Source organism: Pseudomonas sp. A0308, assembly GCF_044218815.1.
Classification (GTDB): domain Bacteria; phylum Pseudomonadota; class Gammaproteobacteria; order Pseudomonadales; family Pseudomonadaceae; genus Aquipseudomonas; species Aquipseudomonas iridis.
In genome coordinates, this window is sequence record NZ_CP162581.1 from 2,125,274 (window position 1) to 2,144,189 (window position 18,916).

Below are 18,916 nucleotides of genomic sequence, written 5' to 3' on the forward strand. Positions count from 1 at the left end.
AAATTGCGGACAAAAGAAACCCCGAGAAGTGGGGAGACGACTCGGGGTTAAACGTGGCCTACATAAAGGCCAGTAGCAGCAAGCGACAAGCACCGGAGCACAATGCTTGATCTTGCTGTTACGGGGTCTGACTGACAGGGATGCAGGAAGGTTCCCACAAAAGACATTTCATTTTTCAAACCGCCGGACGCTTATCCAGAGCTGCATTGCGCAAGGCCGCGATCACGCAGGGTTCCAGGCGTCCTTCGGCAATCAGGATGTCACGGTGCAGGCCGTCGACAACATCGGTCAACTGACGCTTGTCGGTCAGTTGCGCCTGATTGAATTCACGTTCCACCACAATCGCGCCGCTGCTGTTCTTCAAGCTCACCAGGCATTCGCCATGAGCACCGTTTGGAGACAACGAAACCTGATACGGGCTCAGAGCCTCGCCGAGCAATAGACTGATACTTTCCATCTCGATCTCCACTCAATAGTCCGAAAACATTGTGTCTGGGGCATGTCTACAATAAATGACAATCGGCCCGAGAAGAAAGTTCTGTATTCCGGTCGCAAGCATTGGAGTGTCACCGGCCTGTCAGAGCATGCACGGCGAAGATGACAGAAAAAAAACCGTACGCATCAAACCTCGGCGGGTTGCAGGGGGGCGATCAGGTAACTGTCCAGCAAACCTCGCATCAATACCGCCGATACCGGCGTTTGCAGACGTCCCAACAGTCGCAGTCGGTGAGTGCTCAACAACGGCCCGAGATCGTTCAGCAGACTCGGTGCGACCGCCCCCAAAAGAATCAGCGCACGTGCCTCACGCTGCACCGCCAGATGCTGGATCAACGCCAGGCCATGGCCGCCCTTGAGCTGTGGATCGCAAATGGCGATATCGACCGCACCACGATGATCCAGCGAACACAAGGCCGAGGCCAGCGACGGCGCGGTGAGTACGTTATAGATGCCGATGGCATTGAGCATTTGATGCAATGCCATCATCTGAAACGGATCGGGTTCAAGAATCAGGACTTTAAGCGAGCGCATGGGCGACCTCTGGGGCGACAATCGCGGACTCACACCGCATTTATCGTCCACTCTAGGGCAGCCCTCTTAAGCCTCCCATCGGAAAAGTAGCCGCGTCTTATAGGACATTTCCGATCTTCAGTGCTGACATCGGCACCCGCTTTCCGTCCGACGCTGGGTTATGTCCGTCCAGCCACCCAGCAAACCACGCAGATTGCCGTCGGCACTGTAGAACGGCACCGTCCACTGATAGACCTCGCGGCGACCGTTCTTGAGCTGCAAATAGCGCTTGCTGAAGCGCGACTTGCGCGTGCGCAACTGCACCATGAACTCGTTGTGCAGCATCAGCGCTGTCGCTTCGGGCAACGCATCGATCTCGATCAATAGCCGCCCCTGAATCTGATCCAGCCGAACCGAAAGCGCCTCCTCGTAGCTGCGGTTGCACATGATCAAACATCCTTGCAGATCACGAACGAATATCGGATCGGGCATGGAGTCGATCAGCGCATGTTGAAAAGCCAATTGATCGCCAAGGCTTTTCTCGGCTGCGCGCCGTTGCTTGATCACCACCGTCAGCCGTCGGTTCCACACCAGCGAGAGCAGGCCGAATATGCCAGCGACTACCGCTGCCCAACAGCCCCACTCAATTATCCGCTGCCAAAGCGAGGGCGACGGAGCCGGGGATATACCCTCCAGCCATTTCAGGCGAATGGCGCGCAGTTCGGCCGCGGGAAACGCCTCCAGCGCCTTGTTGAGGATACTCAAGAGTTCGGGCATGCCTTTGCGTACCGCCAGGTGCTCAGCCTCCCACTTGCCCTCCACCAGAGCACCGACCTTGAGCAGCCCCAATGGATAAAGCTGCGCACCGATTTCGTTTTCGATGGTTGCGTAGGCCTCACCGCTCTCGACCAGTGCCCGCGCTTCGGCGTAGGTCTTGACCGAGCGGATCTCGATCGATGGGTATTCGCGGCGGATCACATCCTCGAGAGCATGCCGGGCTGGTAGCACCAGCACACGCGTGGCCAGTTGCTCCAGAGACTCGACCGATGGCGCTCCGGCGCGGCCGACAAACACCCACCCTGCGCCACCAAATGCATGACTGAAATCCAGAAACACTTTGCGCTCATCGCTCATGGCCAGGGTGGTACTCATGTCCGCCTGCCCACTCTCGAGGCGCTCGAGCATCTGATCGGTGGAAAACGACTCGTGATGCTCAAACCGAAGCCCGGTCATCGCAGTGACGCGCTTGAGCACATCAATGTTCAGACCGCTCCAGTGCCCATGTTCATCCTGAAACAGATACAACGGGTACTGCACCGACGCCACCGTCACCTTGGGGTTGTCGCGAATCCATTGGCGCTCGCGGGCGTCCAGCTCGACAGGCTGGACGCCAGGCAAGTCGGCGTTTTCATGCAGTGCCAGTTGCGCCGCCACACTGCCGCGCACCAGTCCCATCACTGCGAAAAAGACCAGGCAAACCAGTGCCGGTTTCAAACCTCTATAAAACAGCATTGCCACATCCTTCGTGATCGACTCACCCGTCCTTCGTGGGTGAAAACCCGAACAGTGTGGCAGTAGAAACAAAAAAGCCCGTCAGGAGACGGGCTTCAAAATGTGACAGCTTTCGCGGGCTTAAAGTGGCTTGCCGCGGTTGCCATGCTGGCTGACAAAGGCCTGTACGGCATTCAGGTCGTTCGGCAGAACGGTGCAGCGCTCATTTCGCTCAAACAAATCAGAAAGATGTGCAGGTAGCTCGAGAGCTTTTCCTACACCGGCCTTCTCCACCGCGTCCGGGAATTTCACCGGATGGGCAGTGCCCAAAATGACCATCGGAATGTCCAGGCTGCGACGGCACTCGCGCGCGGCTTTGACACCGATGGCCGTGTGCGGATCCAGCAGTTCACCGGTCTGCTCGTAAACTTCGGCAATGGTTTCACAGGTCTGCGCATCGTCGACGGCCAACGAGTCGAACAGTTTGCGGGCTTCGGTCCAGCGCTCTTGTTCGACGCTGAAACCACCGCCCTGCTTGAATGAGTCCATCAGCCCGGCAATCGCTGCTCCGTTGCGACCGTGCAGGTCGAACAACAAGCGCTCGAAGTTCGACGAGACCATGATGTCCATCGACGGCGACAATGTCGCGTGCAGGGTTTCCTTGACGTACTGGTTACCGCTCATGAAGCGGTGCAGGATGTCGTTGCGGTTGGTGGCGACGATCAACTGGTTGATCGGCAGGCCCATGTTGCGCGCCAGGTAACCGGCGAAGATGTCGCCGAAGTTGCCGGTCGGCACCGAGAACGACACCGAACGCGCCGGGCCGCCCAACTGCAGGGAGGCGTGGAAGTAGTAAACGATCTGGGCCATGATCCGCGCCCAGTTGATCGAGTTCACTGCCACCAGACGCGTGCCTTTGAGGAAGCTCTGGTCGGCGAAGCTGGCCTTGACCATTTCCTGGCAGTCGTCGAAGTTGCCTTCAATAGCGATGTTGTGGATGTTCTCGCCGAAAATCGTCGTCATCTGGCGACGCTGCACTTCGGACACACGGTTGTGCGGGTGCAGGATGAAGATGTCGACGTTTTCGCAGTGCTTGCAGCCTTCAATGGCAGCCGAACCGGTATCACCCGAGGTGGCACCGACGATCACCACGCGCTCGCCGCGCTTTTCCAGCACGTAGTCGAGCAGACGACCGAGCAGTTGCAGGGCAAAGTCCTTGAACGCCAGGGTTGGGCCGTGGAACAGTTCCAGCACCCATTCGTTGCCGTTCAGTTGACGCAGCGGCGCGACGGCACTGTGCGAGAACACGCCGTAGGTTTCTTCAAGAATCTTTTTGAAATCGGCGTCCGGAATGCTGCCGGTCACGAAAGGTCGCATAACCCGGAAGGCCAGCTCGTGATACGGCAGGCCAGCCCAGGAAGCGATTTCTTCCTGCGTGAAACGTGGCAGGACTTCCGGGACGTACAGACCGCCATCGGTGGCGAGACCTGCCAGCAGGACGTCTTCGAAATTCAGGGCCGGTGCCTGGCCGCGGGTACTGATATAACGCATGAGGGCAAACCTTCGGTTTGAGCTGCAAGCTTCAAGCTACAAGCTGCAAGAAAAAGCCGAACCGCTTTGTCTTGCCGCTTGTGGCTTGCCGCTTGTAGCTGCTGTTAATTCAAGTGTTCGACACGGATCCGCACAACCGGACCGTCTACGCCGGCCAGGGCCTCGAGAGCGGCGATCGCATCGTTGATCCGCTGTTCCACCACTCGGTGGGTCAGCAGGATCATTGGCACCAGACCGTCGTGTTCCTCGACTTCCTTCTGCATGATCGACTCGATGTTGATGCCACGCTCCGAGAGGATGCTCGCCACCTGAGCGAGAACGCCCGGATGGTCCTTGGCCTGAATGCGCAGGTAGTAGGCGCTTTCGCAGGCTTCGATCGGCAGGATCGGATGGGCCGACAGCGAATCCGGCTGGAAGGCCAGATGCGGTACGCGGTTTTCCGGGTCGGAGGTCATGGCGCGAACCACGTCCACGAGGTCGGCGATCACTGACGAAGCCGTCGGCTCCATGCCAGCGCCAGCACCGTAGAACAGGGTCGAACCGGCGGCGTCACCGTTGACCATCACCGCGTTCATCACGCCGTTGACGTTAGCGATCAGACGATCGGCCGGGATCAGCGTCGGGTGTACGCGCAACTCAATGCCGGCGTCAGTGCTGCGCGCCACGCCGAGGTGCTTGATGCGATAGCCCAGCGCTTCGGCGTAGTTGACGTCAGCCGTGGTCAGCTTGGTGATGCCTTCGGTGTAAGCCTTGTCGAATTGCAGCGGAATGCCGAACGCGATGGAGGCCAGAATCGTCAGCTTGTGCGCCGCGTCGATGCCTTCAACGTCGAAGGTCGGATCGGCTTCGGCGTAACCCAGTGCCTGAGCTTCGGCCAGTACGTCTTCGAAGGTACGACCCTTCTCACGCATCTCGGTGAGGATGAAGTTGCCCGTGCCGTTGATGATCCCGGCGACCCAGTTGATGCGGTTGGCAGACAGGCCTTCACGGATCGCCTTGATCACCGGAATGCCACCGGCCACTGCCGCTTCGAACGCCACGATCACGCCTTTCTCGCGTGCCTTGGCGAAAATTTCATTACCGTGAACGGCAATCAGAGCCTTGTTCGCGGTGACCACATGCTTGCCATTCTCGATGGCCTTGAGTACCAGCTCGCGGGCAACGGTGTAGCCGCCCATCAGCTCTATGACGATGTCGATCTCAGGGTTCGTGGCCACTTCGAAGACATCGTTGGTAATCGCAATACCGGTCGTCTGGAACTGAGGCTTTGGCGTGCGCATGGCAATTTGTGCCACTTCGATCCCACGCCCGGCACGACGAGCAATTTCCTCGGCGTTGCGCTGAAGTACGTTGAAGGTTCCGCCACCGACGGTCCCTAACCCACAGATGCCTACTTTGACCGGATTCACTGTGAACTCCCCATAAAACGGCCGACGCAGGGTCGGCCGGATAACAACCGCGTGCTCGCGGCTCTCTATTAATGGCCCGGCGATGCTACCACCGGACCATGATCGTCAAAGGCTGACCGTGACGATGCGAATTACTTGGCGCCCAGCGCCAGTTTGGCGACTTGTGGCGCCGGCTGATAGCCCGGAATGACTTGTCCGTCGGCCAAAACGATGGCCGGTGTGCCGTTCACGCCAATCGACTGACCGAGCGCGAACTGTTTGGAAACCGGGTTCTCGCACTTGGCGGCCTTGATTTCCTTGCCATCGACCATTTTGTCCATGGCGGCTTTCTTGTCTTTGGAGCACCACACGGCTTGCAGTTGCTCGTCACCCGGCGAACCGAGGCCCTGACGCGGGAACGCCACATAACGCACTTCGATACCGCGCTTGTTCAGCTCAGGCACTTCGGCGTGCAGTTTGTGGCAGTACGGGCAGGTGGTGTCGGTGAATACGGTGATGTGCGATTTGGTTTCACCCACGGCCGGGTAAACCACGGTTTCGGCAACCGGAATGGCGTTGACCAGTTTGGACACGCCCAGACGTTCAGCCTTCTCGGTCAGGTTGACCGGTTTGCCGTCCTTGAGCTGGAACAGATAGCCCTGAACGATGTACTGGCCGTCGGCGCTGGCGTACAGCACGCGGCTGCCCTTGAGCTTGACTTCATACATGCCTGGCAGCGGGCTGGCGTTGATGCTTTCTACCGGAACCTCGAGTTCGAGCTTTTCGAGGCTTTGACGAATTGCCTTGTTGGCCGCGTCATCGGCGACGGCAAAGGTACTGACCAACGCAATGGCTGCGGCGGCGAAAATCTGGGTCAGACGCATGAGAACTCCTGAAGGCGGACAAATGGATCGATCAGAACGCCCGTGCCGAAACACCGGGTCATAACCGTCCACCGTGCAAACCGGCAAAGCCTAACACATAAGGCCACGGTGGCCGAATGCGCCTGTCACAACACTTGTGGCCACGTTGATCAGCCTCTGGGGTGGTGCTTGGCGTGCAGGTCCTGCAAGCGTGCCCGGGCGACGTGGGTGTAGATCTGGGTGGTCGAGAGATCGCTGTGCCCGAGCAACATCTGCACCACGCGCAAGTCCGCGCCATGGTTGAGCAAATGCGTGGCAAACGCATGGCGCAAGGTGTGCGGCGACAGCGACTTGCCGATCCCGGCGACCTTGGCCTGATGCTTGATTCGGTGCCAGAACGTCTGGCGAGTCATCTGCTCACCCCGCTGACTGGGGAACAGCACGTCACTGGGCCGGCCGCCGAGCAGCTCGCTGCGACCGTCACGCATGTAACGCTCGACCCAGACAATCGCCTCCTCGCCCATCGGCACCAGCCGCTCCTTGCTGCCCTTGCCCATCACCCGCAGCACGCCCTGACGCAGGTTGACCTGTTCGAGCGTCAGACTGATCAACTCGGTAACCCGCAGACCACAGGCGTAAAGCACCTCCAGCATGGCGCGGTCGCGCTGGCCGATGGCTTCGCTCAGATCCGGCGCTTTGAGCAGTGCCTCGACGTCGGCTTCCGACAGTGACTTGGGCAGCGGCCTACCCAGCTGGGGCATGTCGATGCGTAGCGTGGGGTCAACGGTGATGATCTTTTCTCGCAGCAAATACCGATAAAAGCCACGTACGCCGGAGAGAAATCTGGCGGTAGAGCGTGGCTTGTAGTTTTGCTCCAGACGCCAGGACAGATGATCGAGAATGAGTTCGCGACCGGCGTTGATCAGCTCCAGGTTCTTTTCCTGCAGCCAGCCGTTGAATAGCGCCAGATCACTGCGGTAGGCGTCGCGAGTGTTGTCGGACAGGCCTTTTTCAAGCCACAAAGCGTCGAGGAATTGGTCAATCTGCGGATGGTCGATGGCAGGCATGGGCGCTCAAGGCATGCAGTCTCAAAGAATGCACGCAAATGAAGAGTGAACTGTAGGAATGGGCGCTAGTCTTTCATAGCCCGCCATTTCAAGGAACAGGGAGCTTCAATGAACGAACAGCAAATCCTAATGGCGTTTGGCGCAATTGGAGCGGCGGCGCTGGGGTGCCAGTGGCTGGCCTGGCGCTTGAAATTGCCGGCAATTTTGTTTCTGTTGCTGACCGGCATTCTGGTCGGCCCGGTGCTGGGCTGGCTTGATCCACAGGAAATGTTCGGCCCCCTGTTGATGCCGCTGGTGTCGCTGGCAGTGGCGTTGATCCTGTTCGAGGGCAGCCTGACCCTGCATCTGTCGGAATGGCGCGAGATTGGTAGCGTCGTCCACCGACTGGTGACCATCGGTGCGATCTCGACCTGGATCGTCATCGCGGTCGCGACCCACTTTCTGCTCGGATTCGACTGGATGCTGGCCATTCTCTTCGGCAGTCTGACCCTGGTGACAGGGCCTACGGTGATCGTACCCATGCTGCGTGTGGTGCGCCCAAAAGCGTCTATTGCCAACATTTTGCGCTGGGAAGGGATCGTCATTGATCCGATCGGCGCCCTGCTCGCCGTTGTGGTCTACAGCTTCATCATCGCCAGTGCCGAGGGGCATGGCCTCAAGCAGAGCCTGTTCACTTTCGGCGGCGTCATTTTGTGCGGCGCGGTGTTCGGGATCGTCGGTGGCTGGGTGCTGGGCACGGTCATTCGTCGGCAATGGCTGCCCGAGTATCTGCATAACCTCGCCTCGCTGGCGGCAGTGCTGGGGATTTTCATTGCGTCCAACGAGGTCATGCACGAGTCCGGCCTGCTGGCGGTGACGCTGATGGGCATGTGGCTGGCCAACATGAAGGGCGTGGATGTGCGGCACATTCTGCACTTCAAGGAAAACCTCAGCGTGCTGCTGATTTCCGGGTTGTTCATTCTGCTGGCAGCGCGCCTGGACCTTTACGCCCTGATCGGATTGGGGCCGCTGGTGTTGATTCTGTTGCTGGTGATTCAACTGATCGCCCGGCCGCTGAACGTGCTGCTCAGCACCGCCGGTTCCAGCCTCAGTTGGCGTGAGCGGGCGCTGTTGTGCTGGATTGCCCCACGGGGAATAGTGGCGGCGGCGGTGTCGGCGATTTTCGCGATTCGCCTCCACGAAGCCGGACATGAAGGTGCGCTGCTGCTGGTGCCGCTGACCTTTGCGGTGATCATCGGCACGGTGGTCCTGCAAAGTGCCACGGCGCGCCCCCTTGCCCGACTATTGAAGGTCGCCGAGCCGGCCCAGAGCGGTTTTTTGATCGTTGGCGCGAATGCTCCGGCGCGGGAGTTGGGCAAGTCGCTGCAACAACTCGGCAGCCGGGTTTTGCTGACCGATTCGAGCTGGGAAAACATTCGTGCCGCACGCATGGAAGGCATACCGACGTACTTTGGCAACCCGGCTTCGCAACATGCCGATGCGCACCTGGATCTGGTCGGGCTGGGGCACTTGCTGGCGCTGTCGCCGTCAGGAGAACTCAACACCCTGGCGGCAATGCGCTTTCGCCATGACTTCGGGCATCAGCGCCTTTTCGGATTGGCGAGCGGTCATGAAAGCCGCCGCAGCGATAAGCATCGGGCGAGTCTGGAGCACCGTGGTAATCAGTTGGGCAGTGAGGCTCTCACTTACGCGAAACTGGCCAGTCGGCTGAGTCAGGGTGCCGAGTTGTACAGCACGACGCTGACGGATGGGTTTGGCTGGGATGATTACCGCGCGCTGCATGGTAATCGGGCAACGTTGCTGTTCATGCGCGATGACAGTGGCTGGGTGCATGTGGTGACGCCGGAGACTACGGTGAAGCCGGGATCCGGGTGGACAGTGTTGGCTCTGATTCAGCCTGAGATCAGCGGCGCCTGACCTGACGTCTTCGCGAGCAGGCTCGCTCCCACAGGTTGTGTGCCGGACATGAATTTTGTGTTTACCCTGATCACTGTGGGAGCGAGCCTGCTCGCGAATGACGCGACTCAGTTCTGGATCAGGCAGCAAACCCTGGCAGCACCGGCACCGGCCGCTTGTCATCATCAATCGCCACAAAGCTGAACTGACCATGAATCGCTTTCTCGCGACCGTCGCAGCTCATGCTCTCGACAAACACTTCCACTTCGACCTTGAGGCTGGTGTTGCCGACCTTGATCACTTTCCCTACCAGCTCAACGATGGAGCCCGCCGGGATTGCATGATTGAAGTCGATGCGGTCAGTGGACACGGTCACCAGCGGCAAGCGGCAGAAACGCGTGGCGGTGATGAACGACACTTCATCCATCCATGCCAGCGCAGTGCCGCCGAACAGGGTGTTGTGGTGGTTGGTGGTCGGCGGAAAGACGGCTTTGGTGACGCGGGTCACCGAGAGTTCGGTGCGGCGTTCGATTTCCTGGTCGCGGGGGGTCATTACTTACTGCTCGTGATTGCTGGGCTTCCGGTAAAACCAAGATCAAAAGATCGCAGCCTTCGGCAGCTCCTACAGGGGGATTTGGTGAATTTCGGACAACAAAAAAGCAGCCCGAAGGCTGCTTTTTTCTGCATCGGAAGCTGGACTTAAGCCAGTTTTTCCTTGATGCGAGCTGCTTTGCCCGACAGGTCGCGCAGGTAGTACAGCTTGGCTTTACGTACGTCACCGCGACGTTTAACAGCCATGCTGTCGATCTGCGGGGAGTAGGTCTGGAAAGTACGTTCTACGCCAACACCGTTGGAGATTTTACGTACGGTGAACGCACTGTTCACGCCGCGGTTACGCTTGGCGATTACAACGCCTTCGAACGCTTGCAGACGGGAACGATCGCCTTCCTTCACTTTCACCTGAACGACAATGGTGTCGCCTGGGGCAAAGGTAGGGATTTCTTTGGTCATCTGCTCTGCTTCGAGTGCAAGGATGATTTTGTTGGTCATGCTGTGCTCCTAAGGTAAATCAACTGATCTACCATCGATACGTTGTTAACTATCGTCCCGCTCGCGGATATATTCCTCGAGCAGCTTCTTCTCTTCTCCAGAAAGCGAGCGGCTTTCCAGAAGATCGGCGCGTCGTTCATAGGTCCTACCAAGGGACTGCTGTAAACGCCAACGCCGGATATGCGCGTGATTGCCACTTAGCAACACGTCGGGAACACGCTGATCCGCATACACCTCAGGTCGGGTGTAGTGCGGGCAATCCAGCAAACCATCCGTAAAGGAATCTTCCTCAGCGGAGTCCGCATGCCCTAAAGCTCCAGGCAGCAGCCGTGTAACCGCATCGATCAGGACCATGGCCGGCAGCTCACCGCCAGACAGTACATAGTCGCCAATCGACCACTCTTCATCGACATGAGCCTCAATAAAGCGCTCGTCAATGCCTTCATAGCGGCCGGCAATCAGGATCAATGCATCCGATTGTGCCAACTCGCGTACCGCCGACTGATTCAGTTGACGGCCTTGGGGGGACAGGTAAATAACCTTCGCCTCCTCCCCGGCTGCTGCCTTGGCCTGAGCCAGCGCATCTTCCAGGGGCTTGATCTTCATCACCATGCCCGGACCACCGCCAAACGGGCGATCGTCCACAGTGTGATGCCGATCCGTCGTGTAATCTCGCGGATTCCAACAGGTCAGCTGCAAGAGCCCCTGTTTGACCGCACGACTGGTGATGCCGTAGTCGCCAATGGCGGAAAACATCTCGGGAAACAAACTGATCACTTCTACGCGCAAGTTAGCCACGCTTAGAAGTCCGCGTCCCAATCCACCTTCATCTCGCCCGCTGCGAGGTCGACTGCCAACACGCATTGCTCCGTATAGGGCAACAGGCGTTCGCGATCATCCAGGCTGCCAGCGCAAGGCTTGACTACCATTACATCATTGGCGCCGGTTTCCAGAAGATGATCGATTTTCCCGAGCAGTTGGCCCAGTTGATCAATGACCTTCAGACCTTCGAGTTGGTACCAGTAGTACTCACCGTCGGTCAATTCAGCGAACATGTTGCGCGGCACGCAGATCTCGTAACCGGCCAGAAGACGAGCTTCTTCACGATCATCAAGATCCTTGAGCTTTGCGACCAGGAACTTATCGCTCCCGCGTCCACTGACCAGCTCGACCTGTTTGACATTGCCTTCGCGCTTTAGCGTCCAGGTTTTGTACTGCAACAGGTTTTCAGTCGGATCAGTAAAGGAATAAACCTTCACTTCGCCGCGAACGCCATGAACAGAATAAATTTTGCCAATAACGATCAAATCATCAGCAACAGCAGGCGTCGCGTTCATATTGCTCAGGCCGCAGCCTTGGCAGTTTCCTTCAACAACTGAGCAACGCGCTCAGAAGGTTGTGCACCAACGCTCAGCCAGTAGGCTACGCGCTCTTGGTTCACGGACAGACGGATTTCCTGACCACGGGCAACAGGGTTGAAGAAACCAACCTGTTCTTTGTGGGAGCCGTCACGCGGGTTACGCGAGTCGGTTACGGTCAGGTGGTAAAACGGGCGCTTTTTGGAGCCGCCAAGGGCAAGACGGATTGTTAGCATGTGAACATCGTTCCTGTAGTCGGTGCTGCAAATCTAAATGCACAGCGGGCATAGGTGCCCGAAAGGCCGCATATTCTAAGGAATATCCGGACTTTTGCAAATGACTTTTTCCGGCGCCTATGGCATGCCGTGCAGATTTGCATATAGAGCCGTCGTTTAAAACGGCCAGTCAGCTCCCGCCAAGCGCGGGTTTGCTGTTGATCCCGCATCCTTGCGGGGCCTGCGCCGGTGCGACGACCGGCGAGTTTCTGCGATCCCGCCTCCCTCATTTCACTCACTTTTGGCGAGACGCAGCCATCAGTAAGCAGAATGAGCGAGACAGGACGCCTTACATTTTTGGCATGCCGCCGCCGGGCAACATACCGCCCATGCCGCGCATCATTTTCGCCATTCCGCCTTTGGCGGTGAATTTCTTCATCATCTTCTGCATCTGCTTGTGCTGCTTGATCAAGCGGCCGATGTCCTGCACCTGAGTGCCGGAACCCATGGCGATCCGGCGTTTGCGCGAACCGCTGATCAGCTCAGGGTCGCGGCGCTCGGCCGGGGTCATGGAGTTGATGATGGCTTCCATCTGCTTGAACTGCTTCTCTGCGGCGTTCTGGGCATTGCCCATTTGCGACAGGTTGACGCCGCCGATGCTCGGCAGTTTGTCCATGAGCCCGCCGAGGCCGCCCATGTTTTTCATCTGTTGCAGCTGATCGCGGAAGTCTTCGAGATCGAAGCCCTTGCCCTTCTTCAGCTTTTTCGCAAGCTTGTCGGCTTTGTCTTTGTCGAGGGTCGCTTCAGCCTGTTCGATCAGGCTGAGCACGTCGCCCATGCCGAGAATCCGCGAAGCGATACGCTCAGGATGGAACGGATCGAGCGCTTCGCTCTTCTCGCCCATACCGATGAACTTGATCGGCTTGCCGGTGATGGCGCGCACCGACAGGGCAGCACCACCACGTGCATCGCCGTCGACCTTGGTCAGGATCACACCGGTCAGCGGCAGTGCATCACCGAAGGCCTTGGCCGTGTTGGCGGCATCCTGACCGGTCATGGCATCGACCACGAAGAGGGTTTCGACCGGGTTGATCGCGGCGTGCAGCGCCTTGATCTCGCCCATCATCTCTTCGTCGATGTGCAGACGACCGGCGGTGTCGACGATGACCACATCAATAAACTTGAGCTTTGCTTCTTTAATAGCGGCTCTGGCGATGTCGACCGGCTTCTGGCTCAGGTCGGACGGGAAGAAGGTCACACCGACTTCACCGGCCAGCATTTCCAGCTGTTTGATCGCCGCCGGGCGGTAAACGTCCGCCGACACGACCATGACCGACTTCTTCTTGCGTTCTTTAAGGAAGCGCGCAAGTTTACCGGCGGTGGTGGTTTTACCCGCCCCCTGCAGGCCGGCCATCAGAATGACGGCGGGCGGCACGGCGCTCAGGTTCAAGTCTTCGTTGGCTGCGCCCATCAGGCTTTCGAGCTCGGCCTGGACGATCTTCACGAACGCCTGGCCCGGCGTCAGGCTGCGCGACACCTCGGTGCCGACAGCGCGCTCCTTGACCGAATTGACGAAGTCCTTGACCACCGGCAGGGCGACGTCGGCTTCGAGCAACGCCATGCGCACTTCACGCAGGGTGTCTTTGATATTGTCTTCAGTCAGCTTCGCCTTGCCGGTGACATGGCGCAGCGTCTGTGAGAGACGGTCGGTTAAGTTTTCAAACATTGCGCGATCCTTTCAGGCCCTGTGTAGACCGGGATAATGGCGGCCCAGACCGGAATCAACATGTGCTCGGCGAGCCTGCGGCGTGGGCAGGTCGCGGATTATAGCGAAGACTGCGTCTGGCGGACACCTCGCTGTCAGCTTCCTGAGTCTTTCGTGTCATGGGGGTTCTATGCCAAACTCAGCGCCTTTCGGGCTTGCCTAACAGGATTTATGCTCCCCTTGTCACCCAGTTTGCTGACTACCCTCGCCGCCGCCCTTCTATACGCCGCTGCGACTATTTATCAGAGCACTCGTCTGGCCACCGGAGCCAAGGCGAACAAGCGCCTGCTGGTTACGCTCGGCGTCCTCGCCGTGGTGGCTCACAGCGCCAGCCTGCTCACTCATTTGCTGACCCCGATCGGTCTGGGCCTGGATTTCTTCAGTGCCTCCAGTCTTATCGCGGCGGCAGTGATCGCCCTGACGCTGCTCGCCTGCTCGCGGATTCCGGTCGAGAACCTGCTGGTGTTGCTGTTCCCGCTGGGTGCTATCACCGTGTTGCTGGCGCAGTTCGCGCCGACCGGCACGGTGCAGATCATCGATGAAGAGCCGGGTATCCTCGCGCACATTCTATTGTCGATCCTCGCCTACGGCATGTTCACCATCGCGGTGTTCCAGGCCTTGCTGCTGCTGGTGCAAGACCACCAGCTCAAGCACAAGCACCCGTCCGGGCTGATCAAGAACTTCCCGCCGCTGCAAACCATGGAAAGCCTGCTGTTCGGTTTCCTCTGGGCCGGCTGGACGCTGCTGTCGCTGTCGCTGATCTCCGGCTGGCTGTTCGTCGAGAACCTGTTCGCCCAGCATCTGGTGCACAAGACCCTGCTGGCTTGCCTGGCCTGGATCGTTTTCAGTGTGCTGTTGTGGGGCCGTAATCGTCTCGGATGGCGTGGCCACAAGGCGATTCGCTGGACCCTCGCCGGTTTCTGCCTGCTGATGTTGGCGTATTTCGGCAGCAAACTGGTTCGTGAATACATTCTGCACATCTGACGGGCGGCATAAATGGACGGTTTGCCCATAGGGCCGATGCTCGCGGTATTTGTCCTGCTGGTTTTATGGTCGGGGCTATTTACCGCCGTCGAAATCGCGCAGCAGCACCTGCTCGCACAACGCACCGCCTCACGCGCCAGCGATAAACCGCTGGCGAAGCTGAGCTTCCCGCTCGACAGCCTGATCCTCTGCAACACCCTGTGCCGTGCGCTCGCGGTGGTGATCGCCACACTGCTGGCGATTTTCCTCTGTGAAGAAAACGGCCCTTGGGCGGCGTGCCTGGGTGTCGGTGCGGTGTTGCTGGTGTTTGCCGATTACTTCCCGCGCACCATCGCCCGGCGTTATCCGGATGCCGTGCTGGCGTTTGGCAATTCGCTGCTGGCGGTGCCGTTGAAGATCATTTATCCCTTGGCGTGGCTGTTCAGCCGCATCAGCGCTTTGCTCCTGGCGCCGCTAGTGCGCAAAGCCCAGGTCGTGCAGCTAAGCGAAGACGATGAGCCGGTTGATCGTCACGCTGACCCGGAGCACCCGGTTCGCGTGCACCCGGTGTCGGGTATCCATGCGCTGGACAACATTACGGTCAACGACATTCTGGTGCCGCGCAGTGACGTCGACGGTATCAACCTCGACGACCCGATCGAAGAAATCATCGAACAACTGCGCAACACCAAGCGCACGCGCCTGCCGCTGTTCCACAGTGACATCAACCAGGTTGAAGCCGTGCTCAACACCCGGCAGATTCGTCACTTGCTGAACAATAACGACCTGACCCGCGAAGCACTGCTGGCCGCCAGTTACGAGCCGTACTTCGTGCCCGAAAGCACACCGCTGCAGCTGCAACTGCTCAACTTCCACAAGCAGCAGCGACGTCTGGGCATGGTGGTCGACGAGTACGGCGAAGTGCTCGGCATCGTCACGCTGGAAGACATTCTCGAAGAGATCGTCGGCGAATTCGAAAGCGAGCACAGCCTCGATAATCCGCACATTCACCCGCAAGCCGATGGCCGCATGATGATCGACGGCGCCGCCTCGATCCGTGAGTTGAACAAGTGCCTGGGCTGGCACTTGCCCAGCGATGGGCCGAAAACCCTCAATGGCCTGGTAACAGAGGCGCTGGAAACCATTCCGGAAAGCGCTGTTTGCCTGAAGATCGGCCGTTATCGGCTGGAGATTCTCGAGACCGAGGAGAACCGGGTCAGCAAGGTGCTGATCTGGCATACCTCTTCTGTACCTGCTCTGGTGCCTGCCAGATAGAGGATCAAAAGATCAAAAGATCGCAGCCTTCGGCAGCTCCTACAGGGGAACGTATTCCGAATGTGGGAACTGACAAAGACTGCGATCTTTTGCTCTTGTTCAATCGTTAGCCACCTTCCTATAATCGAGCCGGCTTACCCAAGCCCTGCCGAACCTTGTGCTTACCCCGCACAAAACAGGTCTCGACCGTTTGCGCCTCACTCCGACGACTGTTCCTACTCGAAACAGCGCTCGCGCCTCATCCCACATCCCTGGGTGCTCGACCATAATAATTCGCTCCACCGGAGCTCATGACTGTCAGGGATCACCGCATGACGACCAGTACCGCTTTCAGCGAAACCGCATCTGCCCAACCGACCAACTCCGCCAACCGCGTGGCGACGGCGAGTTTTATCGGCACCGCGATCGAGTTCTACGACTTCTATGTCTACGCCACGGCTGCCGCACTGGTGATCGGGCCGGTGTTCTTTCCGCAAACGTCCGGCACCGCGCAGATGCTTTCGGCGTTCCTCACCTTTGGCATTGCCTTCCTCGCTCGACCATTGGGTTCGGCGCTGTTCGGTCACTTCGGTGATCGCATCGGGCGCAAATCGACGCTGGTCGCCTCACTGCTGTTGATGGGCGTCTGCACAACGCTGATTGGTGTGCTGCCGGGATACGACAGCATCGGGGCCTGGGCGCCGATTTTGTTGTGTGTGCTGCGCTTTGGTCAGGGCCTGGGATTGGGCGGTGAATGGGGTGGCGCCGCGCTGCTGGCCACGGAAAACGCGCCGAAAGGCAAGCGAGCCTGGTTCGGCATGTTTCCGCAACTCGGCCCGTCGATTGGTTTTCTCGCCGCCAATGGTCTGTTCCTGACGCTGGCCATGACGCTGGATGACGAACAGTTCCGCAGCTGGGGCTGGCGCATTCCGTTTCTGCTCAGCGCGGCGCTGGTGATGGTCGGTCTGTACGTACGCCTGAAACTCCACGAAACGCCAGTGTTCGCCAATGCCATGGCGCGCCAGGAGCGGGTCAAGCTGCCGCTGGTCGAACTGTTCAGCCAATATTGGGCGCCGACCCTGTTGGGCGCGGCGGCGATGGTGGTGTGTTATGCGCTGTTCTATATCTCGACGGTGTTTTCCCTGAGCTACGGCGTGTCCACCCTGGGTTACAGCCGTGAGACGTTCCTGGGGCTGCTGTGTTTTGCCGTGTTGTTCATGGCCGCCGCGACGCCACTGTCAGCCTGGGCCAGCGACCGTTATGGACGCAAACCGGTGCTGATCATCGGCGGTGTACTGGCGATTCTTTCGGGGTTTCTGATGGAGCCGCTGCTGACCCAGGGTTCGACCTGGGGCGTGGCGCTGTTTCTGTGCATCGAACTGTTCTTGATGGGCGTGACGTTCGCACCGATGGGCGCGTTGTTGCCGGAGCTGTTCCCGACCCACGTGCGCTATACCGGCGCGTCGGCGGCGTACAACCTCGGCGGCATTGTCGGAGCCTCGGCGGCGCCGTTCTTTGCGCAGAAACTGGTGGCGATGGGCGGTTTGAGTTATGTCGGCGGGTATGTTTCGGGAGCGGCGGTGATCAGCTTGATCGCGGTGCTGTGTCTGAAGGAAACGCGCAATAACGACCTGAATCAGATTGCCTGACAAAAGATCAAAAGCTTCGCGAGCAGGCTCGCTCCCACAGGGTCCGTGCAGTACACAAAATTTGTGAATACAGCCGAAACTGTGGGAGCGAGCCTGCTCGCGAATGCCGCGCCCCGGTCTTAGAGATCTACAACAACAGCCTGAGCAGCACGGGTCGCCTTGGCACGAGCAGCCTCGATCGACTCATCCCGCGCCAATGCCACGCCCATCCGACGCTGACCATTCACTTCAGGCTTGCCGAACAGACGCAGTGCCGTATCCGGCTCGCTCAACGCAGCACCCAGGTTGGCGAAGGCTGTCTGGGTCGACTGCCCTTCCACCAGGATCACCGCCGAAGCCGATGGGCCGAACTGACGGATCAGCGGCACCGGCAAGCCCAGAATCGCGCGGGCATGCAGGGCGAACTGCGACAGGTCCTGGGAAATCAGGGTTACCAGGCCAGTGTCATGGGGACGCGGCGAAACTTCGCTGAACCACACCTGATCACCTTTGATAAACAGCTCGACACCAAACAGACCACGGCCACCCAGCGCCTCGGTTACCGCTTTGGCAACACGCTCGGATTCCGCCAGCGCAACCGGGCTCATGGCTTGTGGCTGCCAGGATTCCTGATAGTCACCCTTCTCCTGACGGTGACCGACCGGTGCGCAGAATGTTGTGCCACCGATGTGGCGCACGGTCAGCAAGGTGATTTCGTAGTCGAAATCGATGAAGCCTTCGATGATCACCCGACCTTTGCCGGCACGACCGCCCTCTTGGGCGTAGTCCCAGGCTTTCTGCACGTCATCGGTGCTGCGCAGCAGGCTCTGGCCTTTGCCCGACGAACTCATCACTGGTTTGACAACACATGGGAAACCCAGGTCTTCAACAGCTTTGCTGTAGTCCTCGAAGGTGTCGGCGAAGTGGTACGGCGAGGTCGGCAGGTCCAGCTCTTCGGCGGCCAGACGACGGATGCCTTCGCGGTTCATGGTCAATTGCGCAGCGCGGGCGGTCGGGATCACGGTGAAGCCTTCGGCTTCCAGTTCGACCAGGGTCGCGGTAGCGATGGCTTCGATTTCCGGCACGATGAAGTGCGGCTTCTCGGCTTCGATCACTGCACGCAGGGCGGCGCCGTCGAGCATGTTGATCACGTGGCTGCGATGCGCGACCTGCATGGCCGGCGCGTTGGCGTAGCGGTCGACAGCAATCACTTCAACACCCAAACGTTGCAGTTCGATCACCACTTCCTTGCCCAACTCACCACAGCCACACAGCAATACGCGGGTCGCGGTTGGCGACAATGGAGTTCCGATACGGGTCATCTCAGGTCCTCAAAGAAGCGGATCATCGAGGAAAGCGTCGCCATGCGCGCTTTCCATGGGGAGAAAGCGCGGCATTTTACATGAACCCGAGGGTTTG

At 59.0% G+C, this 18,916-nt stretch carries 18 protein-coding genes; 4 read left to right on the top strand and 14 right to left on the bottom strand.

Annotation, left to right across the window (positions count from 1 at the left end; genetic code table 11):
* Positions 1 to 175: 175 nt before the first annotated feature.
* The 7 genes from AB4P92_RS09970 to xerD all read right to left on the bottom strand — a co-directional run bounded on the left by AB4P92_RS09970 (position 176) and on the right by xerD (position 7,368).
* Positions 176 to 457: a DUF3509 domain-containing protein gene (locus AB4P92_RS09970; protein WP_042557835.1), complete on the bottom strand. Its 282-nt coding sequence runs from the start codon at positions 455 to 457 to the stop codon at positions 176 to 178.
* 164 nt (positions 458 to 621) lie between these two features.
* Positions 622 to 1,029, bottom strand: a complete 408-nt coding sequence (locus AB4P92_RS09975; protein ID WP_042557834.1) for a response regulator — start codon at positions 1,027 to 1,029, stop codon at positions 622 to 624.
* A gap of 117 nt (positions 1,030 to 1,146) precedes the next feature.
* A complete protein-coding gene (locus tag AB4P92_RS09980; protein WP_047299868.1) occupies positions 1,147 to 2,520 on the bottom strand; it encodes a transporter substrate-binding domain-containing protein in 1,374 nt (457 codons plus the stop codon).
* 120 nt (positions 2,521 to 2,640) lie between these two features.
* Complete coding sequence (gene thrC, locus AB4P92_RS09985; protein WP_395599313.1) at positions 2,641 to 4,050, bottom strand: threonine synthase; 1,410 nt, start codon at positions 4,048 to 4,050, stop codon at positions 2,641 to 2,643.
* A 104-nt stretch (positions 4,051 to 4,154) separates the two neighbouring features.
* Positions 4,155 to 5,459 (bottom strand): homoserine dehydrogenase, encoded by a 1,305-nt coding sequence (locus AB4P92_RS09990; protein WP_047299866.1) that lies wholly within the window; start codon positions 5,457 to 5,459, stop codon positions 4,155 to 4,157.
* Positions 5,460 to 5,590: 131 nt separating this feature from the next.
* The gene (gene dsbC, locus AB4P92_RS09995; RefSeq protein WP_042557829.1) at positions 5,591 to 6,322 is read right to left on the bottom strand and encodes a bifunctional protein-disulfide isomerase/oxidoreductase DsbC; all 732 of its coding nucleotides are present in this window, start codon (positions 6,320 to 6,322) and stop codon (positions 5,591 to 5,593) included.
* A 149-nt stretch (positions 6,323 to 6,471) separates the two neighbouring features.
* The gene (xerD, locus tag AB4P92_RS10000) at positions 6,472 to 7,368 is read right to left on the bottom strand and encodes a site-specific tyrosine recombinase XerD (RefSeq protein WP_042557828.1); all 897 of its coding nucleotides are present in this window, start codon (positions 7,366 to 7,368) and stop codon (positions 6,472 to 6,474) included.
* Between the two features lie 108 nt (positions 7,369 to 7,476).
* On the opposite strand from xerD, the gene AB4P92_RS10005 reads away from it, so the two are divergent.
* Entirely contained in the window at positions 7,477 to 9,285 is a 1,809-nt protein-coding gene (locus AB4P92_RS10005; RefSeq protein WP_395599314.1) for a cation:proton antiporter, read from the top strand.
* A gap of 118 nt (positions 9,286 to 9,403) precedes the next feature.
* Here the strand turns inward: AB4P92_RS10005 and AB4P92_RS10010 are convergent, their stop codons facing one another.
* From AB4P92_RS10010 to ffh, 6 genes are all read right to left on the bottom strand, one after another.
* Positions 9,404 to 9,817 carry an acyl-CoA thioesterase gene (locus AB4P92_RS10010; protein WP_042557826.1) on the bottom strand — a complete coding sequence of 138 codons (414 nt, stop codon included), beginning with the start codon at positions 9,815 to 9,817 and terminating at the stop codon, positions 9,404 to 9,406.
* Positions 9,818 to 9,963: 146 nt separating this feature from the next.
* Entirely contained in the window at positions 9,964 to 10,314 is a 351-nt protein-coding gene (gene rplS, locus AB4P92_RS10015; protein WP_003175895.1) for a 50S ribosomal protein L19, read from the bottom strand.
* Positions 10,315 to 10,359: 45 nt separating this feature from the next.
* Complete coding sequence (trmD, locus tag AB4P92_RS10020) at positions 10,360 to 11,112, bottom strand: tRNA (guanosine(37)-N1)-methyltransferase TrmD (RefSeq protein ID WP_042557825.1); 753 nt, start codon at positions 11,110 to 11,112, stop codon at positions 10,360 to 10,362.
* A 2-nt stretch (positions 11,113 to 11,114) separates the two neighbouring features.
* Positions 11,115 to 11,651 (bottom strand): ribosome maturation factor RimM, encoded by a 537-nt coding sequence (gene rimM, locus AB4P92_RS10025; RefSeq protein ID WP_042557824.1) that lies wholly within the window; start codon positions 11,649 to 11,651, stop codon positions 11,115 to 11,117.
* 5 nt (positions 11,652 to 11,656) lie between these two features.
* Positions 11,657 to 11,908, bottom strand: a complete 252-nt coding sequence (rpsP, locus tag AB4P92_RS10030; RefSeq protein WP_042557823.1) for a 30S ribosomal protein S16 — start codon at positions 11,906 to 11,908, stop codon at positions 11,657 to 11,659.
* A gap of 328 nt (positions 11,909 to 12,236) precedes the next feature.
* Entirely contained in the window at positions 12,237 to 13,613 is a 1,377-nt protein-coding gene (gene ffh, locus AB4P92_RS10035; protein WP_042557822.1) for a signal recognition particle protein, read from the bottom strand.
* 210 nt (positions 13,614 to 13,823) lie between these two features.
* Here ffh and AB4P92_RS10040 point away from each other — a divergent pair, with 210 nt between their 5' ends.
* From AB4P92_RS10040 to AB4P92_RS10050, 3 genes are all read left to right on the top strand, one after another.
* Positions 13,824 to 14,636: an inner membrane protein YpjD gene (locus AB4P92_RS10040; RefSeq protein ID WP_042557821.1), complete on the top strand. Its 813-nt coding sequence runs from the start codon at positions 13,824 to 13,826 to the stop codon at positions 14,634 to 14,636.
* Positions 14,637 to 14,648: 12 nt separating this feature from the next.
* Positions 14,649 to 15,890, top strand: a complete 1,242-nt coding sequence (locus AB4P92_RS10045) for a transporter associated domain-containing protein (protein WP_395599315.1) — start codon at positions 14,649 to 14,651, stop codon at positions 15,888 to 15,890.
* A gap of 311 nt (positions 15,891 to 16,201) precedes the next feature.
* Positions 16,202 to 17,518 (top strand): MFS transporter, encoded by a 1,317-nt coding sequence (locus AB4P92_RS10050; protein WP_395599316.1) that lies wholly within the window; start codon positions 16,202 to 16,204, stop codon positions 17,516 to 17,518.
* Between the two features lie 119 nt (positions 17,519 to 17,637).
* Here the strand turns inward: AB4P92_RS10050 and purT are convergent, their stop codons facing one another.
* Positions 17,638 to 18,819 carry a formate-dependent phosphoribosylglycinamide formyltransferase gene (purT, locus tag AB4P92_RS10055; RefSeq protein ID WP_115146353.1) on the bottom strand — a complete coding sequence of 394 codons (1,182 nt, stop codon included), beginning with the start codon at positions 18,817 to 18,819 and terminating at the stop codon, positions 17,638 to 17,640.
* Between the last annotated feature and the right edge of the window lie 97 nt (positions 18,820 to 18,916).

Coding starts and splice junctions, on each gene's coding strand:
- thrC (WP_395599313.1), bottom strand. CDS start 4,050: ATGCGTTATATCAGTACCCGCGGCCAGGCACCGGCCCTGAATTTCGAA.
- rplS (WP_003175895.1), bottom strand. CDS start 10,314: ATGACCAACAAAATCATCCTTGCACTCGAAGCAGAGCAGATGACCAAA.
- dsbC (WP_042557829.1), bottom strand. CDS start 6,322: ATGCGTCTGACCCAGATTTTCGCCGCCGCAGCCATTGCGTTGGTCAGT.
- purT (WP_115146353.1), bottom strand. CDS start 18,819: ATGACCCGTATCGGAACTCCATTGTCGCCAACCGCGACCCGCGTATTG.
- rpsP (WP_042557823.1), bottom strand. CDS start 11,908: ATGCTAACAATCCGTCTTGCCCTTGGCGGCTCCAAAAAGCGCCCGTTT.
- AB4P92_RS09975 (WP_042557834.1), bottom strand. CDS start 1,029: ATGCGCTCGCTTAAAGTCCTGATTCTTGAACCCGATCCGTTTCAGATG.
- AB4P92_RS10040 (WP_042557821.1), top strand. CDS start 13,824: ATGCTCCCCTTGTCACCCAGTTTGCTGACTACCCTCGCCGCCGCCCTT.
- AB4P92_RS10010 (WP_042557826.1), bottom strand. CDS start 9,817: ATGACCCCCCGCGACCAGGAAATCGAACGCCGCACCGAACTCTCGGTG.
- ffh (WP_042557822.1), bottom strand. CDS start 13,613: ATGTTTGAAAACTTAACCGACCGTCTCTCACAGACGCTGCGCCATGTC.
- AB4P92_RS10045 (WP_395599315.1), top strand. CDS start 14,649: ATGGACGGTTTGCCCATAGGGCCGATGCTCGCGGTATTTGTCCTGCTG.
- AB4P92_RS09980 (WP_047299868.1), bottom strand. CDS start 2,520: ATGCTGTTTTATAGAGGTTTGAAACCGGCACTGGTTTGCCTGGTCTTT.
- rimM (WP_042557824.1), bottom strand. CDS start 11,651: ATGAACGCGACGCCTGCTGTTGCTGATGATTTGATCGTTATTGGCAAA.
- AB4P92_RS10005 (WP_395599314.1), top strand. CDS start 7,477: ATGAACGAACAGCAAATCCTAATGGCGTTTGGCGCAATTGGAGCGGCG.
- xerD (WP_042557828.1), bottom strand. CDS start 7,368: ATGCCTGCCATCGACCATCCGCAGATTGACCAATTCCTCGACGCTTTG.
- AB4P92_RS10050 (WP_395599316.1), top strand. CDS start 16,202: ATGACGACCAGTACCGCTTTCAGCGAAACCGCATCTGCCCAACCGACC.
- AB4P92_RS09970 (WP_042557835.1), bottom strand. CDS start 457: ATGGAAAGTATCAGTCTATTGCTCGGCGAGGCTCTGAGCCCGTATCAG.